This is a genomic window from Pandoraea sp. PE-S2R-1, assembly GCF_002179865.1.
Lineage (GTDB): Bacteria > Pseudomonadota > Gammaproteobacteria > Burkholderiales > Burkholderiaceae > Pandoraea.
This window is the reverse complement of the sequence record NZ_NGUR01000012.1, coordinates 134,364-154,682: the sequence shown is the minus strand read 5'-3', so window position 1 is coordinate 154,682 and position 20,319 is coordinate 134,364. Positions and strand designations below refer to the sequence as shown.

The 20,319-nt window shown below is 63.9% G+C and carries 14 protein-coding genes and 1 pseudogene; 10 read left to right on the top strand and 5 right to left on the bottom strand.

Annotated elements, in window-relative coordinates:
* The first annotated feature begins 197 nt into the window (after positions 1–197).
* Complete coding sequence (gene rnr, locus CDV44_RS15810) at positions 198–2,753, top strand: ribonuclease R (protein ID WP_087688880.1); 2,556 nt, start codon at positions 198–200, stop codon at positions 2,751–2,753.
* A 297-nt stretch (positions 2,754–3,050) separates the two neighbouring features.
* Positions 3,051–3,821, top strand: coding sequence for a 23S rRNA (guanosine(2251)-2'-O)-methyltransferase RlmB (rlmB, locus tag CDV44_RS15805; protein ID WP_087688879.1), 771 nt, complete (start codon positions 3,051–3,053; stop codon positions 3,819–3,821).
* Between the two features lie 116 nt (positions 3,822–3,937).
* On the opposite strand, the gene tal is transcribed toward rlmB, so the two are convergent.
* The gene (tal, locus tag CDV44_RS15800; protein ID WP_087688918.1) at positions 3,938–4,891 is read right to left on the bottom strand and encodes a transaldolase; all 954 of its coding nucleotides are present in this window, start codon (positions 4,889–4,891) and stop codon (positions 3,938–3,940) included.
* 166 nt (positions 4,892–5,057) lie between these two features.
* Between tal and rpiA the strand changes: the two genes are divergently transcribed.
* Together rpiA and CDV44_RS15790 are read left to right on the top strand one after the other, a co-directional pair.
* A complete protein-coding gene (rpiA, locus tag CDV44_RS15795) occupies positions 5,058–5,747 on the top strand; it encodes a ribose-5-phosphate isomerase RpiA (RefSeq protein ID WP_058380347.1) in 690 nt (229 codons plus the stop codon).
* An 18-nt stretch (positions 5,748–5,765) separates the two neighbouring features.
* Positions 5,766–6,857 (top strand): serine endopeptidase, encoded by a 1,092-nt coding sequence (locus CDV44_RS15790; RefSeq protein WP_087688878.1) that lies wholly within the window; start codon positions 5,766–5,768, stop codon positions 6,855–6,857.
* A 149-nt stretch (positions 6,858–7,006) separates the two neighbouring features.
* Here the strand turns inward: CDV44_RS15790 and CDV44_RS15785 are convergent, their stop codons facing one another.
* Together CDV44_RS15785 and argA are read right to left on the bottom strand one after the other, a co-directional pair.
* Complete coding sequence (locus CDV44_RS15785; protein ID WP_058379080.1) at positions 7,007–7,282, bottom strand: oxidative damage protection protein; 276 nt, start codon at positions 7,280–7,282, stop codon at positions 7,007–7,009.
* 177 nt (positions 7,283–7,459) lie between these two features.
* Complete coding sequence (argA, locus tag CDV44_RS15780; RefSeq protein WP_058379079.1) at positions 7,460–8,809, bottom strand: amino-acid N-acetyltransferase; 1,350 nt, start codon at positions 8,807–8,809, stop codon at positions 7,460–7,462.
* Between the two features lie 44 nt (positions 8,810–8,853).
* On the opposite strand from argA, the gene hrpA reads away from it, so the two are divergent.
* The 5 genes and pseudogenes from hrpA to CDV44_RS15755 all read left to right on the top strand — a co-directional run bounded on the left by hrpA (position 8,854) and on the right by CDV44_RS15755 (position 17,322).
* Entirely contained in the window at positions 8,854–12,960 is a 4,107-nt protein-coding gene (gene hrpA, locus CDV44_RS15775; RefSeq protein WP_087688877.1) for an ATP-dependent RNA helicase HrpA, read from the top strand.
* A gap of 204 nt (positions 12,961–13,164) precedes the next feature.
* The gene (locus CDV44_RS15770) at positions 13,165–14,175 is read left to right on the top strand and encodes a beta-propeller fold lactonase family protein (RefSeq protein WP_087688876.1); all 1,011 of its coding nucleotides are present in this window, start codon (positions 13,165–13,167) and stop codon (positions 14,173–14,175) included.
* A 63-nt stretch (positions 14,176–14,238) separates the two neighbouring features.
* Positions 14,239–15,222 (top strand): annotated as a pseudogene (locus tag CDV44_RS15765) (sterol desaturase family protein); the annotation flags it as partial.
* 107 nt (positions 15,223–15,329) lie between these two features.
* Entirely contained in the window at positions 15,330–16,280 is a 951-nt protein-coding gene (locus CDV44_RS15760; protein ID WP_249277576.1) for an EI24 domain-containing protein, read from the top strand.
* 202 nt (positions 16,281–16,482) lie between these two features.
* The gene (locus CDV44_RS15755) at positions 16,483–17,322 is read left to right on the top strand and encodes a molybdopterin-binding protein (RefSeq protein WP_087688874.1); all 840 of its coding nucleotides are present in this window, start codon (positions 16,483–16,485) and stop codon (positions 17,320–17,322) included.
* A gap of 100 nt (positions 17,323–17,422) precedes the next feature.
* Here the strand turns inward: CDV44_RS15755 and CDV44_RS15750 are convergent, their stop codons facing one another.
* Entirely contained in the window at positions 17,423–18,439 is a 1,017-nt protein-coding gene (locus CDV44_RS15750) for a zinc-binding alcohol dehydrogenase family protein (protein WP_087688873.1), read from the bottom strand.
* A 136-nt stretch (positions 18,440–18,575) separates the two neighbouring features.
* On the opposite strand from CDV44_RS15750, the gene CDV44_RS15745 reads away from it, so the two are divergent.
* Positions 18,576–19,556, top strand: a complete 981-nt coding sequence (locus CDV44_RS15745) for a LysR family transcriptional regulator (protein WP_087688872.1) — start codon at positions 18,576–18,578, stop codon at positions 19,554–19,556.
* Between the two features lie 118 nt (positions 19,557–19,674).
* On the opposite strand, the gene CDV44_RS15740 is transcribed toward CDV44_RS15745, so the two are convergent.
* A complete protein-coding gene (locus tag CDV44_RS15740) occupies positions 19,675–20,109 on the bottom strand; it encodes a nuclear transport factor 2 family protein (RefSeq protein WP_087688871.1) in 435 nt (144 codons plus the stop codon).
* Positions 20,110–20,319 lie beyond the last annotated feature (210 nt).

The window sequence follows — 20,319 nt, the reverse complement described above, 5'->3', positions numbered from 1 at the left end:
AAATTTCAAACTCCCCACCCAACCCCCACGCAAAAACCAAAATCCGCACAGGTGGCAGTTTTCGCAAGGTTTGCCGTATGATTGTCCTTGTTCTCGCCACACACCCCCTTTACCGGTGCGCGAACATCACCACGGACCGTAGGGCGCATGGTGCGCCGCTCGGCCGGACTCAACCGGCACAGTAACGCTACCGACCTTTGAGCAAATATCCCTATCCGATTCCGAGCCGCGAAGAAATCCTCGGTGTACTGCGCACCGCCGATTCCGCGCTGTCCGCCAACGATATCGCCGAAGCCCTGGCCATCAAAAAGCAAGAACGCGAAGGCTTCTTTAAACGCCTCGCCGCCATGGAACGCGATGACCAAATTCGTCTCGATCGCCGTGGTTACTATCAACTGACTCACCCCTCGAATTTCATCGCCGGCCGTGTCATCGGCCACCGCGATGGCTACGGCTTCGCCGTGCGCGATGACGATGGCGATGACCTCTATCTCCCCACGGAAGAGATGAAGAAGGTCATGCACAATGATCGCGTCCTCCTGCGCGTCGCCGGCTACGATCGCCGCGGCCGCCCAGAAGGCCACATCGTCGAAGTCGTCAGCCGCGCCAACACCCACGTCATCGGCCGCCTTCTCAACGAGAACGGTGTGATGGTCGTCGCCCCGGAAGACAAACGCATCGGGCACGACATCCTCATCCCGCCCCGCTCGCAAGGCAAAGCGAAGGTCGGACAAGTCGTTTCGGTCGAACTCACCGATTACCCCAGCCGCTACAGCCAACCCATCGGCCGCGTCTCGGAAGTGCTCGGTGATATCGATGACCCCGGCATGGAAATCGAAATCGCCGTCCGTAAATACGGCGTGCCCCATCAGTTTTCCCCCGAAGCCCTCGCCGCCGCCGGTGCACTCCCCGACGAAGTTCGCGCCCCAGACCTGCGCCACCGCGTGGACCTGCGCGATGTGCCCCTCGTCACGATCGACGGTGAAGATGCCCGCGACTTCGACGATGCGGTCTACTGTGAACCCGTCAAGATCGGCCGCGCCAACGGTTTCCGCCTGATCGTCGCTATCGCCGACGTGTCGCATTACGTCACCTCAGGCGGCCCGCTCGACGCCGACGCCCTCACGCGCAGTACCTCGGTCTACTTCCCCCGCCGCGTCATTCCGATGCTGCCGGAGAAACTCTCGAATGGCCTCTGCTCGCTGAACCCGGACGTCGATCGCTGTGTGCTGGTCTGCGATGCCATCGTCACCCCGACCGGTGACGTGAAGGCATACCAGTTCTATCAGGCCGTGATTCACTCGGCCGCACGCCTCACGTACACGGAAGTGGCCGCCGTACTCGGCAACACGAAGGGCCCGGAGGCCCAACGCCGCGCCGCACTGCTGCCGCATCTGCAAAATCTCTACGAGCTGTACAAGGTGCTCGCCAAAGCGCGTAAGTCGCGCGGCGCCATCGAGTTCGATTCGACAGAGACGTATATCGTCTGCAACGCGCAAGGCAAGATCGAACAGATCCTGCCGCGCACCCGCAACGACGCCCACCGCCTGATCGAGGAATGCATGCTGACGGCGAACGTTTGTGCCGCCGACTTCCTCAAGCGTCACAAGCAACCCGGGCTCTACCGTATCCACGCAGGGCCGAAGGGCGAGAAGCTTCAGGTGCTGCGCACGTTCCTCAAGACGCTCGGCCTCTCGCTCGGCGGCGGCGATGAACCCGCAACCTCGGATTACTCGGAGCTGATGACGCAAATCGAATCGCGTCCCGACGCACCGATGCTCCAGACAATGCTGCTCCGCTCGATGCAGCAAGCGGTCTACAGCCCCGATAACATCGGCCACTTCGGCCTCGCTTATCCGGCCTACGCCCACTTCACGAGCCCGATTCGCCGCTACCCGGACTTGCTCACGCACCGCGCGATCAAGGCCATTCTCGCCGGCCGCAAGTACGAACCCGAGATTCCGCAGGGCGTCGATATGACGACCGGGATTTCGCCGCACGCCCGTAAGCTCCAAAAGGACGACGCGGCGAAGAACAAGAAGTCACCCTCGGCGAAGAAGCGCGACGCAGTCTGGGAAGAACTCGGCCTGCATTGCTCGGCCAATGAACGCCGCGCCGATGAAGCCTCGCGCGACGTGGAAGCCTGGCTCAAGTGCTACTTCATGCGCGACAAGCTCGGCGAGGAATACGGCGGCACGGTCAGCGCGGTCACGTCGTTCGGTATCTTCGTGCAACTCGACGACCTCTTCATCGAAGGCCTCGTCCATGTGACGGAACTGGGCAGCGATTACTTCCAGTTCGATGAAGTCCGCCACGAACTGCGTGGTGAGCGCACTGGCATTCGCTACCGCCTGACGGACCGCGTTCGCGTGCAAGTCAGCCGTGTGGACCTCGATGCCCGCAAGATCGACTTCCGTCTGGTGAAGGAAGCCAATGCCCGCAGTCTCGCCAAGACCTCAGGCCGCACGGAGCGCGGTGGCGCACCGGTGCCGACGCCTGCCGCTGGTACGCCGGGCGTAGCAGGCACGGCTGGCGCAGGGGCAGGGCCGTCGGTGCGTCAACTGCCCAAGGGCGGCGCGCTGCTCAACGGCGTGCAACTGGCCCCGGCCGGCAAGCACGCAGCCAAACCGAAGCCGGCAAAGGTCAAGATCCCCCACGGCGAACGCGGCGCACCCACGCCCGTGAAGCGCTCGGGCGGTAAAACGGCCTCGTCGAAACGCGCAGGCGGCCCGGCAAAGAAGCCGCGCCGCTGACCGGATTGCCCTGTGCCTGACACGATGCACCCAGTGCACGATGTCATGGAAAGCGCAGGGGCCGTTCGCGCTTTGCAGTAAGATGTGCGCCTTGTGCCGACCCCCGTGTCCAAGCAAGGCAGCGCAGAAGACCGCGTAGGGTTGCGGCGGCGGACACCCGGCAAGGGTGCCGCCGCCGTCGTACTTTGTGCGACAGCCGGGCGAATTCAGAGAATTCGACGCCCCCGGCCAACGCGACCCGTCCGGCCCGCCCGACGTCGGGGCCTGCCTCGGCACACGCTATTTTGAGGATGTGAAATGAGTCAATTGAAAATGCTGTTCGGCTTTCACGCCGTCACAGCCCGCCTGCGCCACGACGCAACCAGCATCGAAGAGATCTACTACGACCCGACCCGGCGCGACCGCCGCATGTCGGACTTTCTGAAAGCCGTGGAAGCCGCCAAGGGCGCGCCGGGCGTGAAGATCAAGGTGGTGCAGGCCGATGGCAAACGCCTCGACGGCATGGCCGGTTCGTCACGCCACCAAGGCGTGGTCGCCCGCGCGCAGGAAGTCTCGCTCGCGCTGAACCTCGACGAATTGCTCGACGGCATCTCGGGTGACCCGCTGCTGCTGATTCTCGATGGCGTGACCGATCCGCATAACCTCGGCGCCTGCCTGCGCGTGGCTGATGGCGCCGGTGCTCACGCTGTGATCGCTCCGAAGGATCGCGCGGTCGGCCTGAACGCAACGGTGGCCAAGGTCGCCAGCGGTGCCGCTGAAACGGTGCCGTACATCATGGTGACGAACCTGTCGCGCACGCTGCGCGAACTCAAAGATCGCGGCATCTGGGTGGTCGGCACGTCGGACGACGCACCCGCCGACATCTACGGCACGAAGCTCACCGGCCCGATGGCGATCGTCATGGGCGCAGAAGGCGAGGGCATGCGCCGCCTCGTGGGCGAGAACTGCGACATGCTGATGAGCATCCCGATGTCGGGCGGCTGCGAAAGCCTGAACGTCTCGGTCGCCAGCGCCGTGTGCCTGTACGAAGCCGTGCGTCAACGCAAAGTGGCCGCCAAAGCGAAGTAAGTCGCATGTGAGTCAAGAGTCAAGGGTCAAGGGTCACGGGTCACGATCCGCGCAGCAGCAACGCAAAAGCCGGCTTTCGCCGGCTTTTTGCTTTTGATCCGCCCGAACCTTGTGGCTTATCGTGCCGCTTCGATCAACGCTTCGAGCTTGATCGCATCCGCAGCAAACGCGCGAATGCCTTCGGCAAGCTTTTCGGTCGCCATGGCATCGTCGTTGAGCTGGAAGCGGAACGACGGCTCGTCGGTCTTCACGCGATCGATCGCCGCATCACGCGCGTCTTTGACATCGAGCTTGCGCGGCACGTCGCCTTCGGTCGTGCGCAACTGCTCAAGCAGCGCCGGGCTGATGGTGAGCAGATCGCAACCCGCCAGCGCCAGAATCTGGCCGGCTGACCGGAAGCTCGCGCCCATGACCTCGGTGTCGTAACCGAAATGCTTGTAATAGCGATAAATCGCCGCGACGGATTGCACGCCCGGATCGTTGTCGCCTGCGTTGGCGGCTTCGTCCCACTTGGCCCCGGCAGACTTCTTGTACCAGTCGTAAATCCGGCCGACAAAGGGCGAAATCAGTTGGGCACCGGCTTCGGCGCATGCCGCCGCCTGCACCAGCGAGAACAACAAGGTCATGTTGCAGTGGATGTTGTCGCGCTGGAGAATCTCCGCCGCCCGAATGCCTTCCCACGTCGACGCGATCTTGATCAGCACGCGCTTGCGCTCAATTCCCTCGGCTTCGTACATGGCAATGATCTTGCGCGCACGGGCAACGGTGCCCGCAGTGTCGAACGACAAACGCGCATCGACTTCGGTGGACACGCGCCCCGGCACGATGTCGAGAATTTCGCGCCCGAACGCAATCAGCAGCCGATCGATGATTTCGTCGACGGTCTCGGCACGATGCTCACTCACCACGCGCGCGAGAATCGGTTTGTAGGCGTCTTTTTGCACGGCACCGAGAATCAACGACGGATTGGTGGTCGCGTCCTGCGGCTTGTAGGCATCCATGGCCTGGAAGTCGCCGGTGTCGGCAACGACGATGGTGTGGCGCTTGAGCTGATCGAGCTGATTCATGATGGCGGGCCTTACGAGTAATGCACTGCATGACATGATGCCGATGATGCCGCCCCGCAACGGGGGGGCGGTCGGCGCGAAACTGCCGGCATGCCGTGCGACGAAATACGGCGCGGCACGCCCGACTCCGGTAAACTTCCGACTTTACCAAACTTTGCCGGAATTCCCCATGACCCAGGACGAACTCAAACGCTTGGTCGGCCAGGCTGCTGCCGACTATGTGAACCAACACGTGCCCGAAGGCAGCGTGATCGGCGTGGGCACCGGGTCCACGGCGAACTGCTTTATCGACGCCATCGCCGCCCACAAGGGCCGCTATCGCGGCGCGGTATCGAGCTCGGAAGCGAGCACGGAGCGCCTGCGCAAGCACGGCATCGAAGTGTTCGACCTGAACCAGATCGACAGCCTGCCCGTCTATGTGGACGGTGCGGACGAAATCAACGCGCTGGGCCACATGGTCAAGGGCGGCGGCGGGGCGCTCACGCGCGAGAAGATCGTCGCCTCGGTCGCGAAGGAATTCGTCTGCGTGGTCGACGCGTCGAAGCTCGTCGCCGTGCTCGGCGTGTTCCCGCTGCCGGTGGAAGTCATCCCGATGGCGCAGGCCAGCGTCGCCCGTGCACTCACCGCCCTCGGCGGCAAGCCGCAAGCGCGCGTGCGCGCCGACGGCAGCCCGTACATGACCGATAACGGCTGCGCGATTCTCGACGTGCACGGCCTGCAAATTCTCGATCCGGTGGCGTTCGAGACGCAAATCAATCAACTGCCGGGCGTGGTGACGGTAGGCCTTTTTGCGCAACGTGGTGCCGACCTGACGCTCATGGGCACGCCCGAGGGCGTCAAGACCATCGACTACAAATAACTGACCCTGGAGGGCAGGATGGCTCAATCGCGTCGTCTTCCCGAAACTTGGTTTCGCCGTGGGTTGTGGCTGATCGCCGTGCTGTTTGCGGCGTTTTTGATCGGTCTCGGCGGTCTGGTCGTCGACAAGCTGCCGGGCGTCGCTCCGGCGCCCACGCTCGATTCGTTTATCGATCCGGCACAGGCAACTCGCGCCGATGCCGCCATCAAGCAGGCAGAAACGCAGGCCGAAGACATCCAGACGAAGTTGGAAACGGCACGTCTGCAACTGAAGGCGCGCAGCACGGCTTATCGCAATGCGCGTGAGTCGTTCAACGATTGGGTGGCCACGCGCACCGCTACGGCGCAGGCGAGTCAGGATGCCGAACTCGTCTCCCGCACGCGCGCCCTCGACGCGCTCAAGGCTGCCGAACGCGATGCGCAAACGCAGGTCGACACGCTGGAAACGAAGCAACTCGACGCCTCGCGCGCAGTGCAGTCGGCCCGTACGGCACGCTTTGCGCTCAACACGGCAGCCAGCGAACAGTTGGCCGCGATCCAGCGCTCGCAGGACCTGAAAGTCTTCGGCATTCGTCTGGCGATCACGTTGCCGTTGCTGGCCATCGGCGGCTGGCTCTTCGTGCGTCAGCGCAAGAGCACGTGGTGGCCGTTCGTCTGGGGCTTTATCTTCTTCGCGCTGTTCGCATTCTTTGTCGAACTGGTGCCGTATCTGCCGGACTACGGTGGTTATGTGCGCTATCTGGTGGGCATTGTGTTGACGGTGCTGATCGGGCGCTACGCCATCGTCTCGCTGCAACGCTATCTGGCGCGGCAGAAGGCGGAGGAGCAGTTGCCGGATCAGGAGCGCCGCAAGACGCTGTCGTACGATCTGGCGCAAGCGCGGCTGTCGAAGGCGGTGTGCCCGGGGTGCGAACGTCCGGTGAAGCTCGACGACCCGGAGCGCGATTTCTGCATGCACTGCGGCATTTGCCTGTTCGACCACTGCGGCACGTGCAAGACGCGCAAGAACGCGTTCGCGCACTATTGCCACCACTGCGGGGCAGCGTCGCTCGGTGCCAACGCGGGAAATGCGGCGGTTGAAGGCATGGGCATGACGGGCAAGCCTGCCTGACACGCATCCGGTCAACGTTGACAGCCGCTGGCAGTCAGCGGTTCAGGCAAAGAAAAAGGGGTTCACGACATGACGTCGAGAACCCCTTTTTTCATCTCGGCCGGCGGTGACCCTCAATGACCCTCAAGGCCACCGGCGGTGCGCGAGGCTTACTCCGAGGGCGGCGGCACGTAGCCTTGCGCCACATCGGCGCCTTCGCCGAAGAAGTACTTCTCGGTCTGCTTGACCAGATACTGGCGCGCGCGCGGGTCAGCCATGTTCAGACGGTTTTCGTTGATGAGCATGGTCTGCTGCTTGAGCCAGCCGGCCCATGCTTCTTTCGACACGCTCTCCCACAGGCGCTTGCCGAGCTCGCCGGGCATCGGCGGGAAATCGAGACCTTCGGCTTCCTTGCCGAGTTTGATGCATTGAACCATGCGAGCCATGGGGAACTCCTTCGTAATCTTGGGTAGGGCGTGAAAAGAGCGGCCACGCACTCACGCGACGACATCGAGACGTCGTTTGCCGTGGCCGATATCCGGATATGGGGGCAGGGCGCGTCAGACTCAAGGTGCCGATGAAACATCGGTCTCAAACCACGCGGCCCGTCCCCCGGTGTCGTGTTACAGCTTCTTGATCAGCACCAGCGACCGGCGCTGCCAGTTGTAAAGCCGGCGACGGTCGGCCGGCAGGTCGTCGACGCCTGCCTTGACGAAGCCGCGCTTGAGGAACCAGTGCTCGGTACGCGTGGTGAGCACGAACAGCCGCTCCAGCCCCCGCGCCCGCGCGCGTTGCTCGATATGCTTGAGCAGCCGCTCGCCGTCCCCCGAACCCTGAGCTTCCGGGTCCACCGTGAGGCAGGCCATCTCGCCGATGCGCTCGCTCGGGTACGGATACAATGCCGCGCAGCCGAACAGACGCCCATCGTGCTCGATGACCGAGAAGTGGTCGATATCGCGCTCGAGCTGGTGACGTCCGCGACGCACCAGCGTGCCGTCGGATTCCAGCGGCTCGATGAGCTGCAAGATGCCGCCGACGTCGTCGACCGTCGCTTCACGCAGGCTTTCCAGGTTCTCGTACGAGATCATGGTGCCCACGCCATCGTGCGAGAACAGTTCGAGCAGCATGCTGCCATCGAGCGCGAACGGCACGATGTGCGCGCGTCCCACGCCCGCGCGGCAAGCGCGTGTGGCGTATTTCAGATAGAACGCCGAGTCGCGGTCGAGCGCGCCCTGCGACTGCATGCGCTGGGCGTCTTCGAGCGTCAGCTCACGCTGCAACTCGTTGTATTCGTTGAGAATGCCCGGCGTCTCGGTGATGAAGATCAGCTTGTCCGCGCGCAGCGCAATCGCCGCCGAGGATGCCACGTCTTCCATCGTCAGATTGAACGACTGACCCGTCGGCGAGAAGCCGAGCGGCGAGAGCAGCACGATCTTGCCGTTGGCGAGCGACAGGCGAATCGATTCGGCATCGACCTTGCGCACCACGCCGGTGTGCTGGAAATCCACGCCGTCGACAATGCCCACCGGGCGCGCCGTGACGAAGTTGCCCGACACCACGCTGATGCGCGCGTTGCCCATCGGCGTATTCGGCAAACCCTGGCTGATCGACGCTTCGATATCCAGACGCAACTCACCGGCCGCTTCCTTGACCGCTTCAAGCGCGGCCGCGTCGGTGATACGGAGCTGCTGGGCAAAGTGCGATTCGATATGTCGCAGGCGCATCTGCTCTTCGACCTGGGGTCGCGAGCCGTGCACCAGCACGATATGCATGCCCATGGCGCACAGCAGCGCGACATCCTGAATCAGGGTATCGAGCCCGCCGGCCGCAACAAGTTCGCCACCAAAGGCGACCACGAAGGTCTTGTCACGAAATGCATGGATGTAGGGGGCGACCGAGCGCAGCCAATCCACAAACTGGGCTTGGTGGGCGGTCTCTTCGTCTTGTAGGGCGGGATCGGGTTCGGTCAGCATGGGTGTACGTGCGCAAACATCCGCAGATTATATAATGCGCGCCCATGGCAAGTGATGAACGAAATCGACAATCTAAGCCCCCGAAGCCGACAGTGCCGGCTGCGGGACCTAAACGCGGACGTGAGAATGCCGGCGAACGCCGCATGACGGCCGCCCAACGGGCTGAACGCGACGCCGAGCGGCTGGCCGCGAAGCAGGCCGCCGCCAACCGAATTCCCGAGATTCAGTTTCCCGAAGCGCTGCCGGTGTCCGGCCGCCGCGAGGAGATCGCCCGCGCCATCGCGGGCCATCAGGTCGTGATCGTGAGCGGCGAAACCGGCTCGGGCAAGACCACTCAGCTTCCCAAAATCTGTCTCGCGCTCGGTCGCGGGCTGGGTGCGGGCGGCACAGGCCTGATCGGCCACACGCAGCCGCGCCGTATCGCGGCCTCGGCCACGGCACGCCGTATCGCCGACGAATTGAACACCCCGCTCGGCGAAATCGTCGGCTTCAAGGTGCGTTTCAACGACACGCTTTCGAATGGCGCGTCGGTCAAATTGATGACCGACGGCATTCTGCTGGCCGAGACGCAGACCGACCCGCTGTTGCGTGCGTACGACACCATCATCATCGACGAGGCGCATGAGCGCAGTCTGAACATCGACTTCCTGCTCGGCTACCTCAAGCAACTGCTGCCGCGCCGGCCCGACCTGAAGGTGATCATCACCTCGGCCACGATCGACGCGGACCGCTTCGCCCGTCACTTCGGCACGATGGACGGTGAAACGCTGCACCCCGCGCCGGTGATCGAAGTCAGTGGCCGCCTGTACCCGGTGGAAGTGCGCTATCGCCCGATTCAGGACGACGCCCGCATTGCCAACGCGGAAGGGCGCGAGGGCAGCCGCGCCAGCGCGCGCGACCGTGATCGCGATTTGATGGATGGCATCGTCGACGCGGTGGACGAACTATGCCGTGAAGGCTCGGGCGATGTGCTGGTGTTTCTGCCGGGTGAGCGCGAAATTCGCGAAGCCGCCGAGGCCCTGCGCAAGCACCATCCGCCGCACACGGAGATTCTGCCGTTGTTCGCCCGCCTCTCGGCGACGGACCAGGAGCGTGTTTTCAAGGCGTCGAACGCGCGGCGCATCGTGCTGGCCACCAACGTGGCGGAAACCTCGCTCACGGTGCCCGGCATTCGCTATGTGGTGGACGCAGGCACCGCGCGTGTGAAGCGCTATTCCTATCGCAACAAGGTCGAACAGCTTCAGATCGAATCGATCTCGCAGGCGGCGGCGAACCAGCGCGCCGGGCGTTGCGGCCGGGTGGCCGATGGCGTGTGCATCCGCTTGTACGACGAAGCGGACTTCCAGTCGCGCGTGCGCTTCACCGACCCGGAAATTCTCCGCTCGTCGCTCGCCGCCGTCATTTTGCGGATGCAATCGCTGCGTCTGGCGAAGGTCGAGGACTTTCCGTTCATCGAGCCGCCGCCGGGCCGCGCGATCGCCGACGGGTACCAGTTGCTGAACGAACTGGGTGCCGTGGACGACACCAATCAGCTTACGCCGCTCGGGCGCGAGCTGGCCCGTTTGCCGCTCGACCCCCGCGTCGGCCGCATGATTCTCGCCGCGCGAGATCAGCAGTCGCTGCGCGAAGTGCTCATCATCGCCGCCGGACTGGCGGTGCAAGATCCGCGCGATCGGCCCATCGAGGCGCAGGACGCCGCCGATAACGCCCATCGCAAGTTCGCCGACGAGAAGTCCGAATTCCTCTCGTGGATCAAGATGTGGCGCTGGTTCGACGAGGCGATTGCGCACAAGAAGTCGAACCGCTTGCTCGGGCAGGCGTGCCGCGAGAACTTCCTCTCGCAGTTGCGCTTGCGCGAATGGCGCGACGTGCACAGCCAGTTGCTGACGGTGGTGCGCGAGCAGGGCTGGCGCCTCAACGAGTCGGAAGCGACGTATGAACAGGTGCACCTCGCGTTGCTCGCCGGTCTGCTCGGCAACATCGGCTGCAAGGCCGACGACGATCCGCATTTCCTCGGCGCCCACGGCATCAAGTTCCATATCTGGCCGGGGTCGTCGCTGGTGAAGAAGGCGGGCCGCTGGGTGATGGCCGGTGAACTGGTCGAGACGAGCCGCCTGTATGCGCGCTGCATTGCCCGGATCGAGCCGGAATGGATCGAGCGCGTGGGCAAGCATCTGGTGAAGACCTCGCTGTCCGACGCGCACTGGGAAAAGAAGGCCGCGCAGGTCACCGCCTACGAGCGTGGCACGTTGTACGGCCTGACGATCTACGCGCGCCGCCGGATGAATTTCGGCCCGCGCGATCCGCGTCGTGCCCGCGAGATTTTCCTGCGCAGTGCGCTGGTGGAAGGGGAATGGGAAACCAAGCTGCCGTTCTACGCGCATAACCGCAAGCTGATCGCCGACATCGAACAGTTGGAACACAAGTCGCGCCGGCAGGACGTGCTGGTCGACGACGAGCTGATTTACGCGTTCTACGACGCACAGGTGCCGGAGGATCTCTACGACGGCACGAGTTTCGAGCACTGGTATCGCGAGACGGCGAAGGGCACGCCGAAGCTGCTGTATCTGGTGCGTGACGACCTGATGCGCCACGAAGCGGCCGGCGTGACCACCGATCTGTTCCCGAAAAAGACGGTCATCGCGGGGATCGAGATGGTGCTGACGTACCACTTCGAACCGGGTTCGCCGCGCGACGGTGTCACGCTCGCCGTGCCGCTCTTCGCGCTCAATCAGGTGGACGCGCGCCGCTGCGAGTGGCTGGTGCCGGGCATGCTCAAGGAAAAAGCGCACCTGTTGATGAAGTCGTTGCCGCAGAAGTTGCGGCGTCACTTCGTGCCGTTGCCCGAGTACGCGGCGGGGTTTGTCGACCGTGCGACGTTCGGGCAGGGGGCTTTGCTCGACGCGCTGATGGCCGATGCGCGCGAGCAGACCGGTGTCATGCTCAGCCCCAGCGATTTCAAGCTGGAGATGCTGCCCGCGCACTTGACGATGAACTTCAAGATCGTCGACGAGCACGGGCGCCAACTCGGCATGGGCCGCAATCTCGCGCAATTGCGCGCAGAACTCGGTCAGCAGGCGCAGCGTACGTTCCAAGAGCTCGCGGCAAAGAGCGGCACGACGCCCACTGGCGTGCTTGCGAGTGGTGCGGGCAGCGATGGCGGTGGCCGTCAGTCTGCCAAGCAGGCTGGCAAGGGCGACATGACCGGCGCGGCGGGGGCTGCTGGGGGTGCGAAGGGCGCAGCCTCGCGCGGCGCGGGTGCCGGGCAGGGCGCGTCTGCGGCAGCGGTGGAGCCGGGCCGATACGACAACCTCACGACGTGGAGCTTCGGCGAACTGCCCGAAATGCTCGAAATCCGGCGTGGCGGGCAGACGTTGTTCGGCTACCCGGCACTCGTCGATCGTGGCGATCACTGCGATCTGGAAGTGTTCGACGACCCCGATGAAGCCCAGCGTCAGCACCGCGCCGGGCTGCGGCGTCTGTTCGCCATTCAGTTGCGCGAACAGGTGAAATTCCTCGAGAAGAACATCCCCGGCCTGCAACAGATGGCGATGCAGTACATGAATCTGGGCACGCAGGAGGAGTTGCGCGATCAGATCGTGGATCTCGCGCTGGAGCGCGCCTGCCTGCAATTGCCGTGGCCGAGCGATAACACCTCGTTCGTCGCGCGCAAGGACGAAGGGCGCGGCCGGCTCACGCTGCTCGCGCAGGAGATCGCGCGGCTGGCGGGGCTGATTCTCACGGAATATGCGGCCTTGCAGAAGAAGCTGGCGCAGGCCAAGCCGTTTGCGCAGGCCTACGCCGACCTCACGGCGCAGTTGCAGCGTCTGATCGGCAAGCGGTTCCTGATCGACACGCCGTACGCGCAACTGGCCCATTACCCGCGCTATCTGAAGGCGATGGCGGCGCGTATCGACAAGCTCAAGGCCGACCCGGCCCGCGATGCACGTGCGATGAGCGAACTGGGCCCGCTGCTGCAAAACTGGCAACGGGCGACGTCGCAGCGCCGCGACCACGGCGATGTGCGGCTGGAGGAGTTCCGTTGGCTGCTCGAAGAGCTGCGGGTATCGCTCTTCGCGCAAGAGCTGCGCACGCCGATGCCGGTGTCGGTCAAGCGTCTGCACAAGGTCTGGGAGGCGTTGCAACGCTGATTGCCCGTGCCGGTTTGCGCTACATCAGGAACTGTCGAGATACTGTTTCGTCTGATCAAAAAAGCGCCGGTGAGGCGCGCGCTTAGGCAATTTCCCAGCCTACAATAGCGAAACTTTTTCGCGACGCTGCGGCGGCCAGACGATGGCCCCGCAGCGAGCTCGCAGAGACTCTTCAGTGACTCTTTTTTCCCGAGAGATTTCGCAATGCGTAAATTCCTGATCGCCGCCAGTCTGGCTGCTTCCTTCGGCCTGACGGCGCTTGCCGGGCCGGCGGCCGTGGCCGCACCGGCCGCGCCCGCAGCGGTGCCGGACGGCGTGGTGGTGGTGCTCAATTCCGGCGACGCCAGCGTCAGCCTGATCGACAAGACTAGCCAGAAGGTCATCCAGACGTTTCCGGTCGGCAAGGAACCGCATCACCTGATGGCGACGCCCGACAACCAGTCGCTCATCGTGGCGAATTCGGTGGGCAACAACCTCGTGTTCCTCGACCCGAAGACGGGGCAGATTCAACGCAAGATCGAGAACATCGAAGACCCATATCAGATCGGTTTTTCGCCGGACAAGAAGTGGTTCGTCGCCAACGGTCTGCGTCTGGATCGCGTGGACGTCTACAAGTTCGACGGCAAGAATCTGACGGTAGCGTCGCGCATTCCGCTCAAGAAGATGCCGAGCCACCTGGTCTTCACGCAAGACAGCAAGCTCGTGTTCATCTCGCTGCAAGAGTCGAACGAAGTGGCCGCCATCGATCTGGCCAGCCAGAAAGTGATCTGGAAGATGAAGGTCGGCGACAGCCCGGCAGGGGTGTGGCTCACGCCCGGCGACAAGTACTTGCTGGTGGGCATGACCGGTGCCGATTACGCGGCTGTGGTGGACTGGCGCAACCAGAAGGTCGTGAAGACGATCCCGACGGGCAAGGGCGCGCACAACTTCCGCTCGCTGGCCGACGGCAAGCACGTGCTGATTTCGAACCGCGTGTCGAGCACGATCAGCATCATCGATCAGGACGCGCTCACCAACGTGGGCGACATCACCGGCCTGCTGCCGGGGCCTGACGACATGGAGCTCTCGGCGGACCGCAAGACGCTGTGGGTGACGTTCCGCTGGGCGCGCAAGGTCGGCATCATCGACCTCGCGTCGCGCAAGCTGATCAACACCATTCCGGTCGGCCGTTCCCCGCACGGGATCTACTTCTACGACCGCGCGCCGGTGCTGTAACATCGGGGCATTGCCGCAACGGCTTCTCTGACCGGGTGTCCCCGTGACGCCCGGCCCCGCTCCATGTTCGAAACGCTGGTCGACGGTTTCTACGCCGCCTTCTCGGCGGCGCAGACCGAGATCTATACCCGCATCGTGCAGCCCGTGCTGTTCGCCACCGGGCTGATGTCGTTCGCCGACGATGCTTACGACGCCGTGCAGTTCTTCCTCATCGGCGTTCTCCAGATTGTGCTCATGCTGGTGCTGCTGCGCCCGCTCGAAGCCATTGCGCCCGCTGAAGCATGGCGCGAACGGCGCGCCGTGCGTGTGGACGTGCTCTACACGCTCGTGCACCGGTGCGGCCTGTTCAATCTGGTGTTCTTCTTCGCGTTCCGCCCGCTCTTTGACGCCTTGCAGTCGTGGCTGCGCCTGATGGGTTTCGTCAATCTGAATTTGGAAGATGTCTGGCCGGGGGTGACGGATCACGCGCTGGCGAGTTTTCTGATCTATCTGCTGATTCTCGATTTTGCGGGTTACTGGTATCACCGCTGGGGCCACACGTTCCGCTGGTGGTGGGCGCTGCACGCGGTGCATCACAGCCAGCGGCAAATGTCGCTCTGGACGGATAACCGCAACCATTTGCTCGACGATCTGATCAAGGCCGCGTTTTTTGCGACCATCGCGATCCTGATCGGCGTGAGCCCGGTGCAGTTCGTGCTGCTCGTGGCCGTGTCGGAATGGCTGCAAAGCTTGCAGCATGCGAATACCCGGCTGCGCTTCGGGTGGCTGGGTGAGCGGTTGCTCGTGAGTCCGACGTTCCATCGCCGCCATCACGCCATCGGCGCCGGACATGAGGGGCGCCATCGCGGCTGCAATTTCGGCGTGCTGTTTCCTTGGTGGGATATGGCGTTTCGCACGGCAGACTTTTCGTCCGCCGCCGTGGCGACCGGCATTCGCGATCAACTGCCGCCGCCGGCCGGCCGCTCGGCCGACTATGGCGAAGGGTTCTGGGCCCAGCAATGGCTCGGCCTCAAACGCATGGCCAGAAGCCTGCGGCCGACTCGCCGGAATGGCCCCAATGTCACCGGTGTCACCGATATCACCAATGGCCCCAACGGTCGTAATGACCGCGATGGCCGTCCATCCGCTTCCCGTACTGACCGCACCGAATCTGCATGAACGATATTCTTCGCGCGCTTGGCCGCGCGCTCGTGAGCCTGCTGCACCCGCGCATGTTGTGGCTCACGGCGATGCCCTTTTTTGTTTCCGGCCTGATCTGGGGGGCCGTGATCTGGTTCGGCTGGGAGCCGTTCACCGACTTCCTGCGGCTGTGGCTTGAGCAGTGGGAGTTCACGCAGTGGATTTACCGGTTCTTCGGCTACTTCGGCGTAGATAGCGTGCGCATGGCGCTCGCCCCGTTCATTCTCGTGGCGCTGCTCGTGCCGTTGATCGTCGTCACCGCGCTGCTGCTGATCGCCGGCTGGTCGATGCCGGCCGTATTGCGGCATTTGTCGCGCCGGCACTTCATTCATCTGGAAGCGCGCAAGGGCGGCTCGTTCTGGGGCAGCCTCGGCCAGTCGCTGGGCGCTACTGTCATCTTTCTCATCGCGGCACTCGTGACGTTGCCGCTGTGGCTCGTGCCGCCGTTCTTCGCGATCGTGCCGCCGCTGTTGTGGGGCTGGCTGACGTATCGGGTCATGACTTACGACGCGCTGGCGTTTCACGCGAGTGCGGAGGAGCGCAAGCGGATCGTGCGGGAACGACGCTTGCCGCTGCTGGTCATCGGGGTGGCGACCGGGCTGCTGGGCTCGTTGCCGACGCTGCTGTGGGTGTCGTCGGTCATCATGATCGTGCTGTTCCCGGTCATTGCGTTGCTGGCGATCTGGCTTTACGTGGTGATCTTCGTGTTTTCGGCGCTGTGGTTCGCGCATTACTGCCTGCGCGCGCTCTCGCGGTTGCGCATCGAAGAGGCCGCCCATCACGAACCGACGCTTCACGGCACCGTGCTGCCGGCCGCCACGACGCTGACCCACGAAAGTGGCGATGCTGCGGGCGCAGCGGGCGCAGCGGGTGCTTCGGGCACCTCGGGTGCGCCGCCCATGCTGCCGCCGCCGGAAGGGCGGTGACGCGGCAGTGAGCGGGCGACGCTCGTGTGCAAGTGCTGTAACGATTAGCCGCGAAAGTGGCACAATCGTTGATCTGCGGACGTTCAGTGGGCCGGACGGCCGCGGTCCGGATTCAAGACCCTCCCCCAAGCGCCGACGGCGCGCTGCATCGGGCAAAACGAGCAACGCGAGCGCGTCGGCAAGACAACACAAAGGAAGCATCATGGCGGTCGGCATCATCATCATCGGCGACGAAATCCTCTCCGGTCGTCGCCACGACAAGCACCTGCCCAAGATCATCGAGTTGCTCGCCGAGCGCGGCATGCAACTGGGCTGGGCCGAGTATGTGGGCGACGATCCCGAGCGCATCACGGCCACGCTGCGCCGCACGCTGGCGACCGACGACGTCGTGTTCGTGACCGGCGGCATCGGCGCCACCCCCGACGACCACACGCGTCAGTGCGCGGCGGCGGCGCTCAACGTGCCGCTGGCCCTCACGCCCGAAGCCGAGGCGCTCATCATGGAACGCATTGCAGACACGAGCGGTGACGGCCGTGCCGACATGACGAACCCCGACAACCGCCATCGTCTGAAGATGGGCGAGTTTCCGGTCGGCGCGCGCATCCTGCCCAATCCGTACAACAAGATTCCCGGTTTCTCGGTCGAACAACACCATTTCATGCCGGGTTTCCCGGTGATGGCGTGGCCGATGATGGCGTGGGTGCTCGACACGTATTACACCCAGTTGCACCATCTGACGCGACACGCCGAGCGCTCGGTGCTGGTGTTCGGGCTGGCGGAATCGACGCTGACGCCGCTGATGGAAGCCATCGAAGCCGAATATGACGGCATCAAGGTATTCAGCCTGCCGAGCGTGGGCGATGCCGAGCGCGGTGCGGTCTATGCGCGGCGCCACATCGATCTCGGGGTGAAGGGCGACCCGGCGCAGGTTGGCGCAGCGTTTGAGCGGCTGGTGGCCGGCGTGAACGCGCTGGGCGGCGAGATCATCCATCCGGCCGAAGCGGTGGCGTTGTCTGAAGGGACGGTGCCGACGACGAAGTGAAGCGGGCGGGGCGGGTGCCCGCGCGTTGTCGTGAACAGGATGTAGAAAAGGCGTCTGCGCAATCGTGCGCAAACGCCTTTCTTTTTATCGGATACCGGGCTCAGAATCCTGCCAGCACCAGCTTGCCGATGGTGCGTCCGCCTTCCAACTGCGCATGGGCGCGGCGCAGATTGACCGCGTTGATCGGGCCCAGCACCTCACCGACGGTCGTGCGCAACGTGCCCGCGTCGACCAGTCGCGCCACTTCGGTCAGCAGCTTGTGCTGCGCAATCATGTCGGGCGTTTCGAACATTGCCCGCGTGAACATGAATTCCCACACGAACGTGGCGCTCTTGCTTTTCAGCAAACCGACTTCCAGCGGCGCCGAATTCTCCACGATCGAGCAAATCTTGCCCTGCGGTGCGACGGCTTCGGCCAGCGCGGGGAAATGCCTGTCGGTGTCGTTCAGGCACAGGACGAAATCCACATGACGCAAGCCGAGCGCTTGCAGTTGCGAAGGGATGTCCTGATAGTGGTCGATCACGTTTTGGGCACCCAACTGACGGCACCAGTCGGCAGACTCGGGTCGCGAGGCAGTCGCCACGATATTCAACCGGGCAAGACGGCGCGCTAGCTGAATCGCAATCGATCCGACACCCCCGGCACCGCCGACGATCAAAATCGATTTGCCTTCGTCGCTGCCGTCCGGGGCGATGCCGAGGCGGTCGAACAGGCCTTCCCAAGCGGTGATGGTCGTCAGCGGCAGCGCCGCGGCATTCGCAAAGTCGAGCGACGCCGGCATGTGGCCGACGATGCGCTCATCCACCAAATGGAACTCACTGTTGGCACCGGGGCGCGTGATGCTGCCCGCGTAGTACACCGGGTCGCCGACCTTGAAGAGCGTGACGTCCGGACCAACGGCGGCGACGGTGCCCGCTGCGTCCCAGCCGAGCACGCGCGGCGCGTCTTCCACCCGGTCTTTCGGGGCACGGACCTTCGTGTCGACCGGGTTCACGGAAATGGCCTCGACCTTGACCAGCAAGTCGCGGCCCGCCGGAGTCGGTGTGGGCAGTTCGACGTCTTCGAGCGACTTGGGGTCGTCGATGGGCAGGTAACGCGTTAATCCGACAGCTTTCATCTGTTTTCTCCTTGAAAGGGCAAGGCGCTTCGCCCTGAGGCTAACCAGCGCCGACCATGATGACGAGAGATTACGACTGGTCGATTACTTTGATAATCCGCATAATGCAGAAAAGATTTTTTTGAAAAGGCGATAAATGTCGTTGGACCTGGAGACTGTCGCGTTGTTCGTGCGGGTGGCGGCACTGGGAAACGTGTCTGCTGCGGGCCGCGAACGCGGTTTGTCGCCTGCTGCGGCCAGTACACGGCTCACCCAACTTGAAGCCGTGCTCGGCGCGCGCTTGTTTCATCGTACGACGCGCCGGGTGGCACTCACGCAGGAAGGCGATATTTTTCTCGTGCAGGCACAGGCGTTGCTGATGGCAGAGGCGCAGGCGCTGGCGTCGGTCGGGCAGGGGCTTGCGGCACCCCAGGGGCGCTTGCGGGTGTCGTGTTCGTCGTCGTTCGGGCGGCAACACGTTTCGCCTGCACTACCTGCGTTTCTGGCGCAGTACCCGGGGATTTCGCTGGATTTCCGGCTGACCGATCGTGTGGTCGATCTGATCGAGGAGGGCGTGGATCTGGCGATTCGCGTGGGGGCGCTGCGTGATTCGACGTTGATTGCCCGGAAGCTCGCACCCAACCGGCGGGTGTTGTGCGCGTCGCCGGCCTACCTTGCTGCCCGTGGTGCGCCGAAACATCCGGGCGATCTGGCCGGGCACGACTGCCTGACACTGGGCGATCAGCGTGACTGGCGCTTCATGACTTCTGGCGGTGCACTCAGCGTGCGGGTGACGGGGCGGCTGTCGTCGGATAACGGCGAAGTGCTGCGTGACGCCGTGGTCGCGGGGCTTGGCATTGCGCCCAAGTCGACGTGGGATATCGGGGCGTACTTGCGGCGCGGCGAACTGGTGCCGGTGCTGTCGGCGTATCCGCTGGCCGATGAAGTCGCAATCTGGGCGGTGTACCCGAGCCGCGCTTTCGTGCCGCCGAAAACACATGCGCTGATCGATTTCCTTCAGGCGCGTTTCGGTCCTGCGCCTTATTGGGACAGCCAAGACGACACGCAGGACGACACGCAGGACGACACGCAGGACGACACGCAGGACGATTCTGCCGCCACGGACGCGGGCGTGTGAGCCGTAGAGGCAGGGAGTCGGCCGTCGTCGGCGAGCAGGTGGGGGGCTACCCGTCCGACTAGTTGCAGGCGGTGAAATGCAGGCGACGTCAGTGCAGCCGAAGTCCGTGCCGACGAAGTCAATGCAGGCGATGCGAGTGAGACGTCGGCGAGCGGGTATCTTCGTGACCGATGGCGGGGCTCGCGTGGTGAAGGGCGAGGCGCCAGCCGTCGGCTTCCTTGAGATAGACGTTGGTGGCAAGCACAAACGCGTAGCGCGCTTCGGGATGCGTTTCCACCAAAATCTGTTCCAGCACGTTGTGTACGGCGCACAGCGGGTTGCGTGCGACCTGAAGATGACTGACGGCCAATTGCAGGCCGCCTTTGGACAGAATCTGACGCCAGCTCGTGCGCACGGCCGCAGGGCCGACATGGCGCGGACCGGCCGGATGAATGCAGACGATCTCCTCGTCTTCCGACCACACGTTCATCAGGATATCGATGTCACCGGCACGAAGCGCTTCGTAATAAGCGTGCTCGGCGTCTTCCGGACTCAGAAAAATGGCTGCGGGCATTACGGCGGCCTCCGTCGGGGTGATGCGCCGGACCACAGGTGGCGGGACGGCGAACGCGCCGATTATGGAGGGTTTGCCCGGGCTTGTCGAACGCCTGCGCGCACCGCCCGGCCTGTGTCGCGAATCGCGTGCGTCGTCGTCGACGTTACGCGACTCTTGATCTGGCGCAAGGCGGGCGATCCAGTCGACCGGTAGCTTATCGGTTAGGCG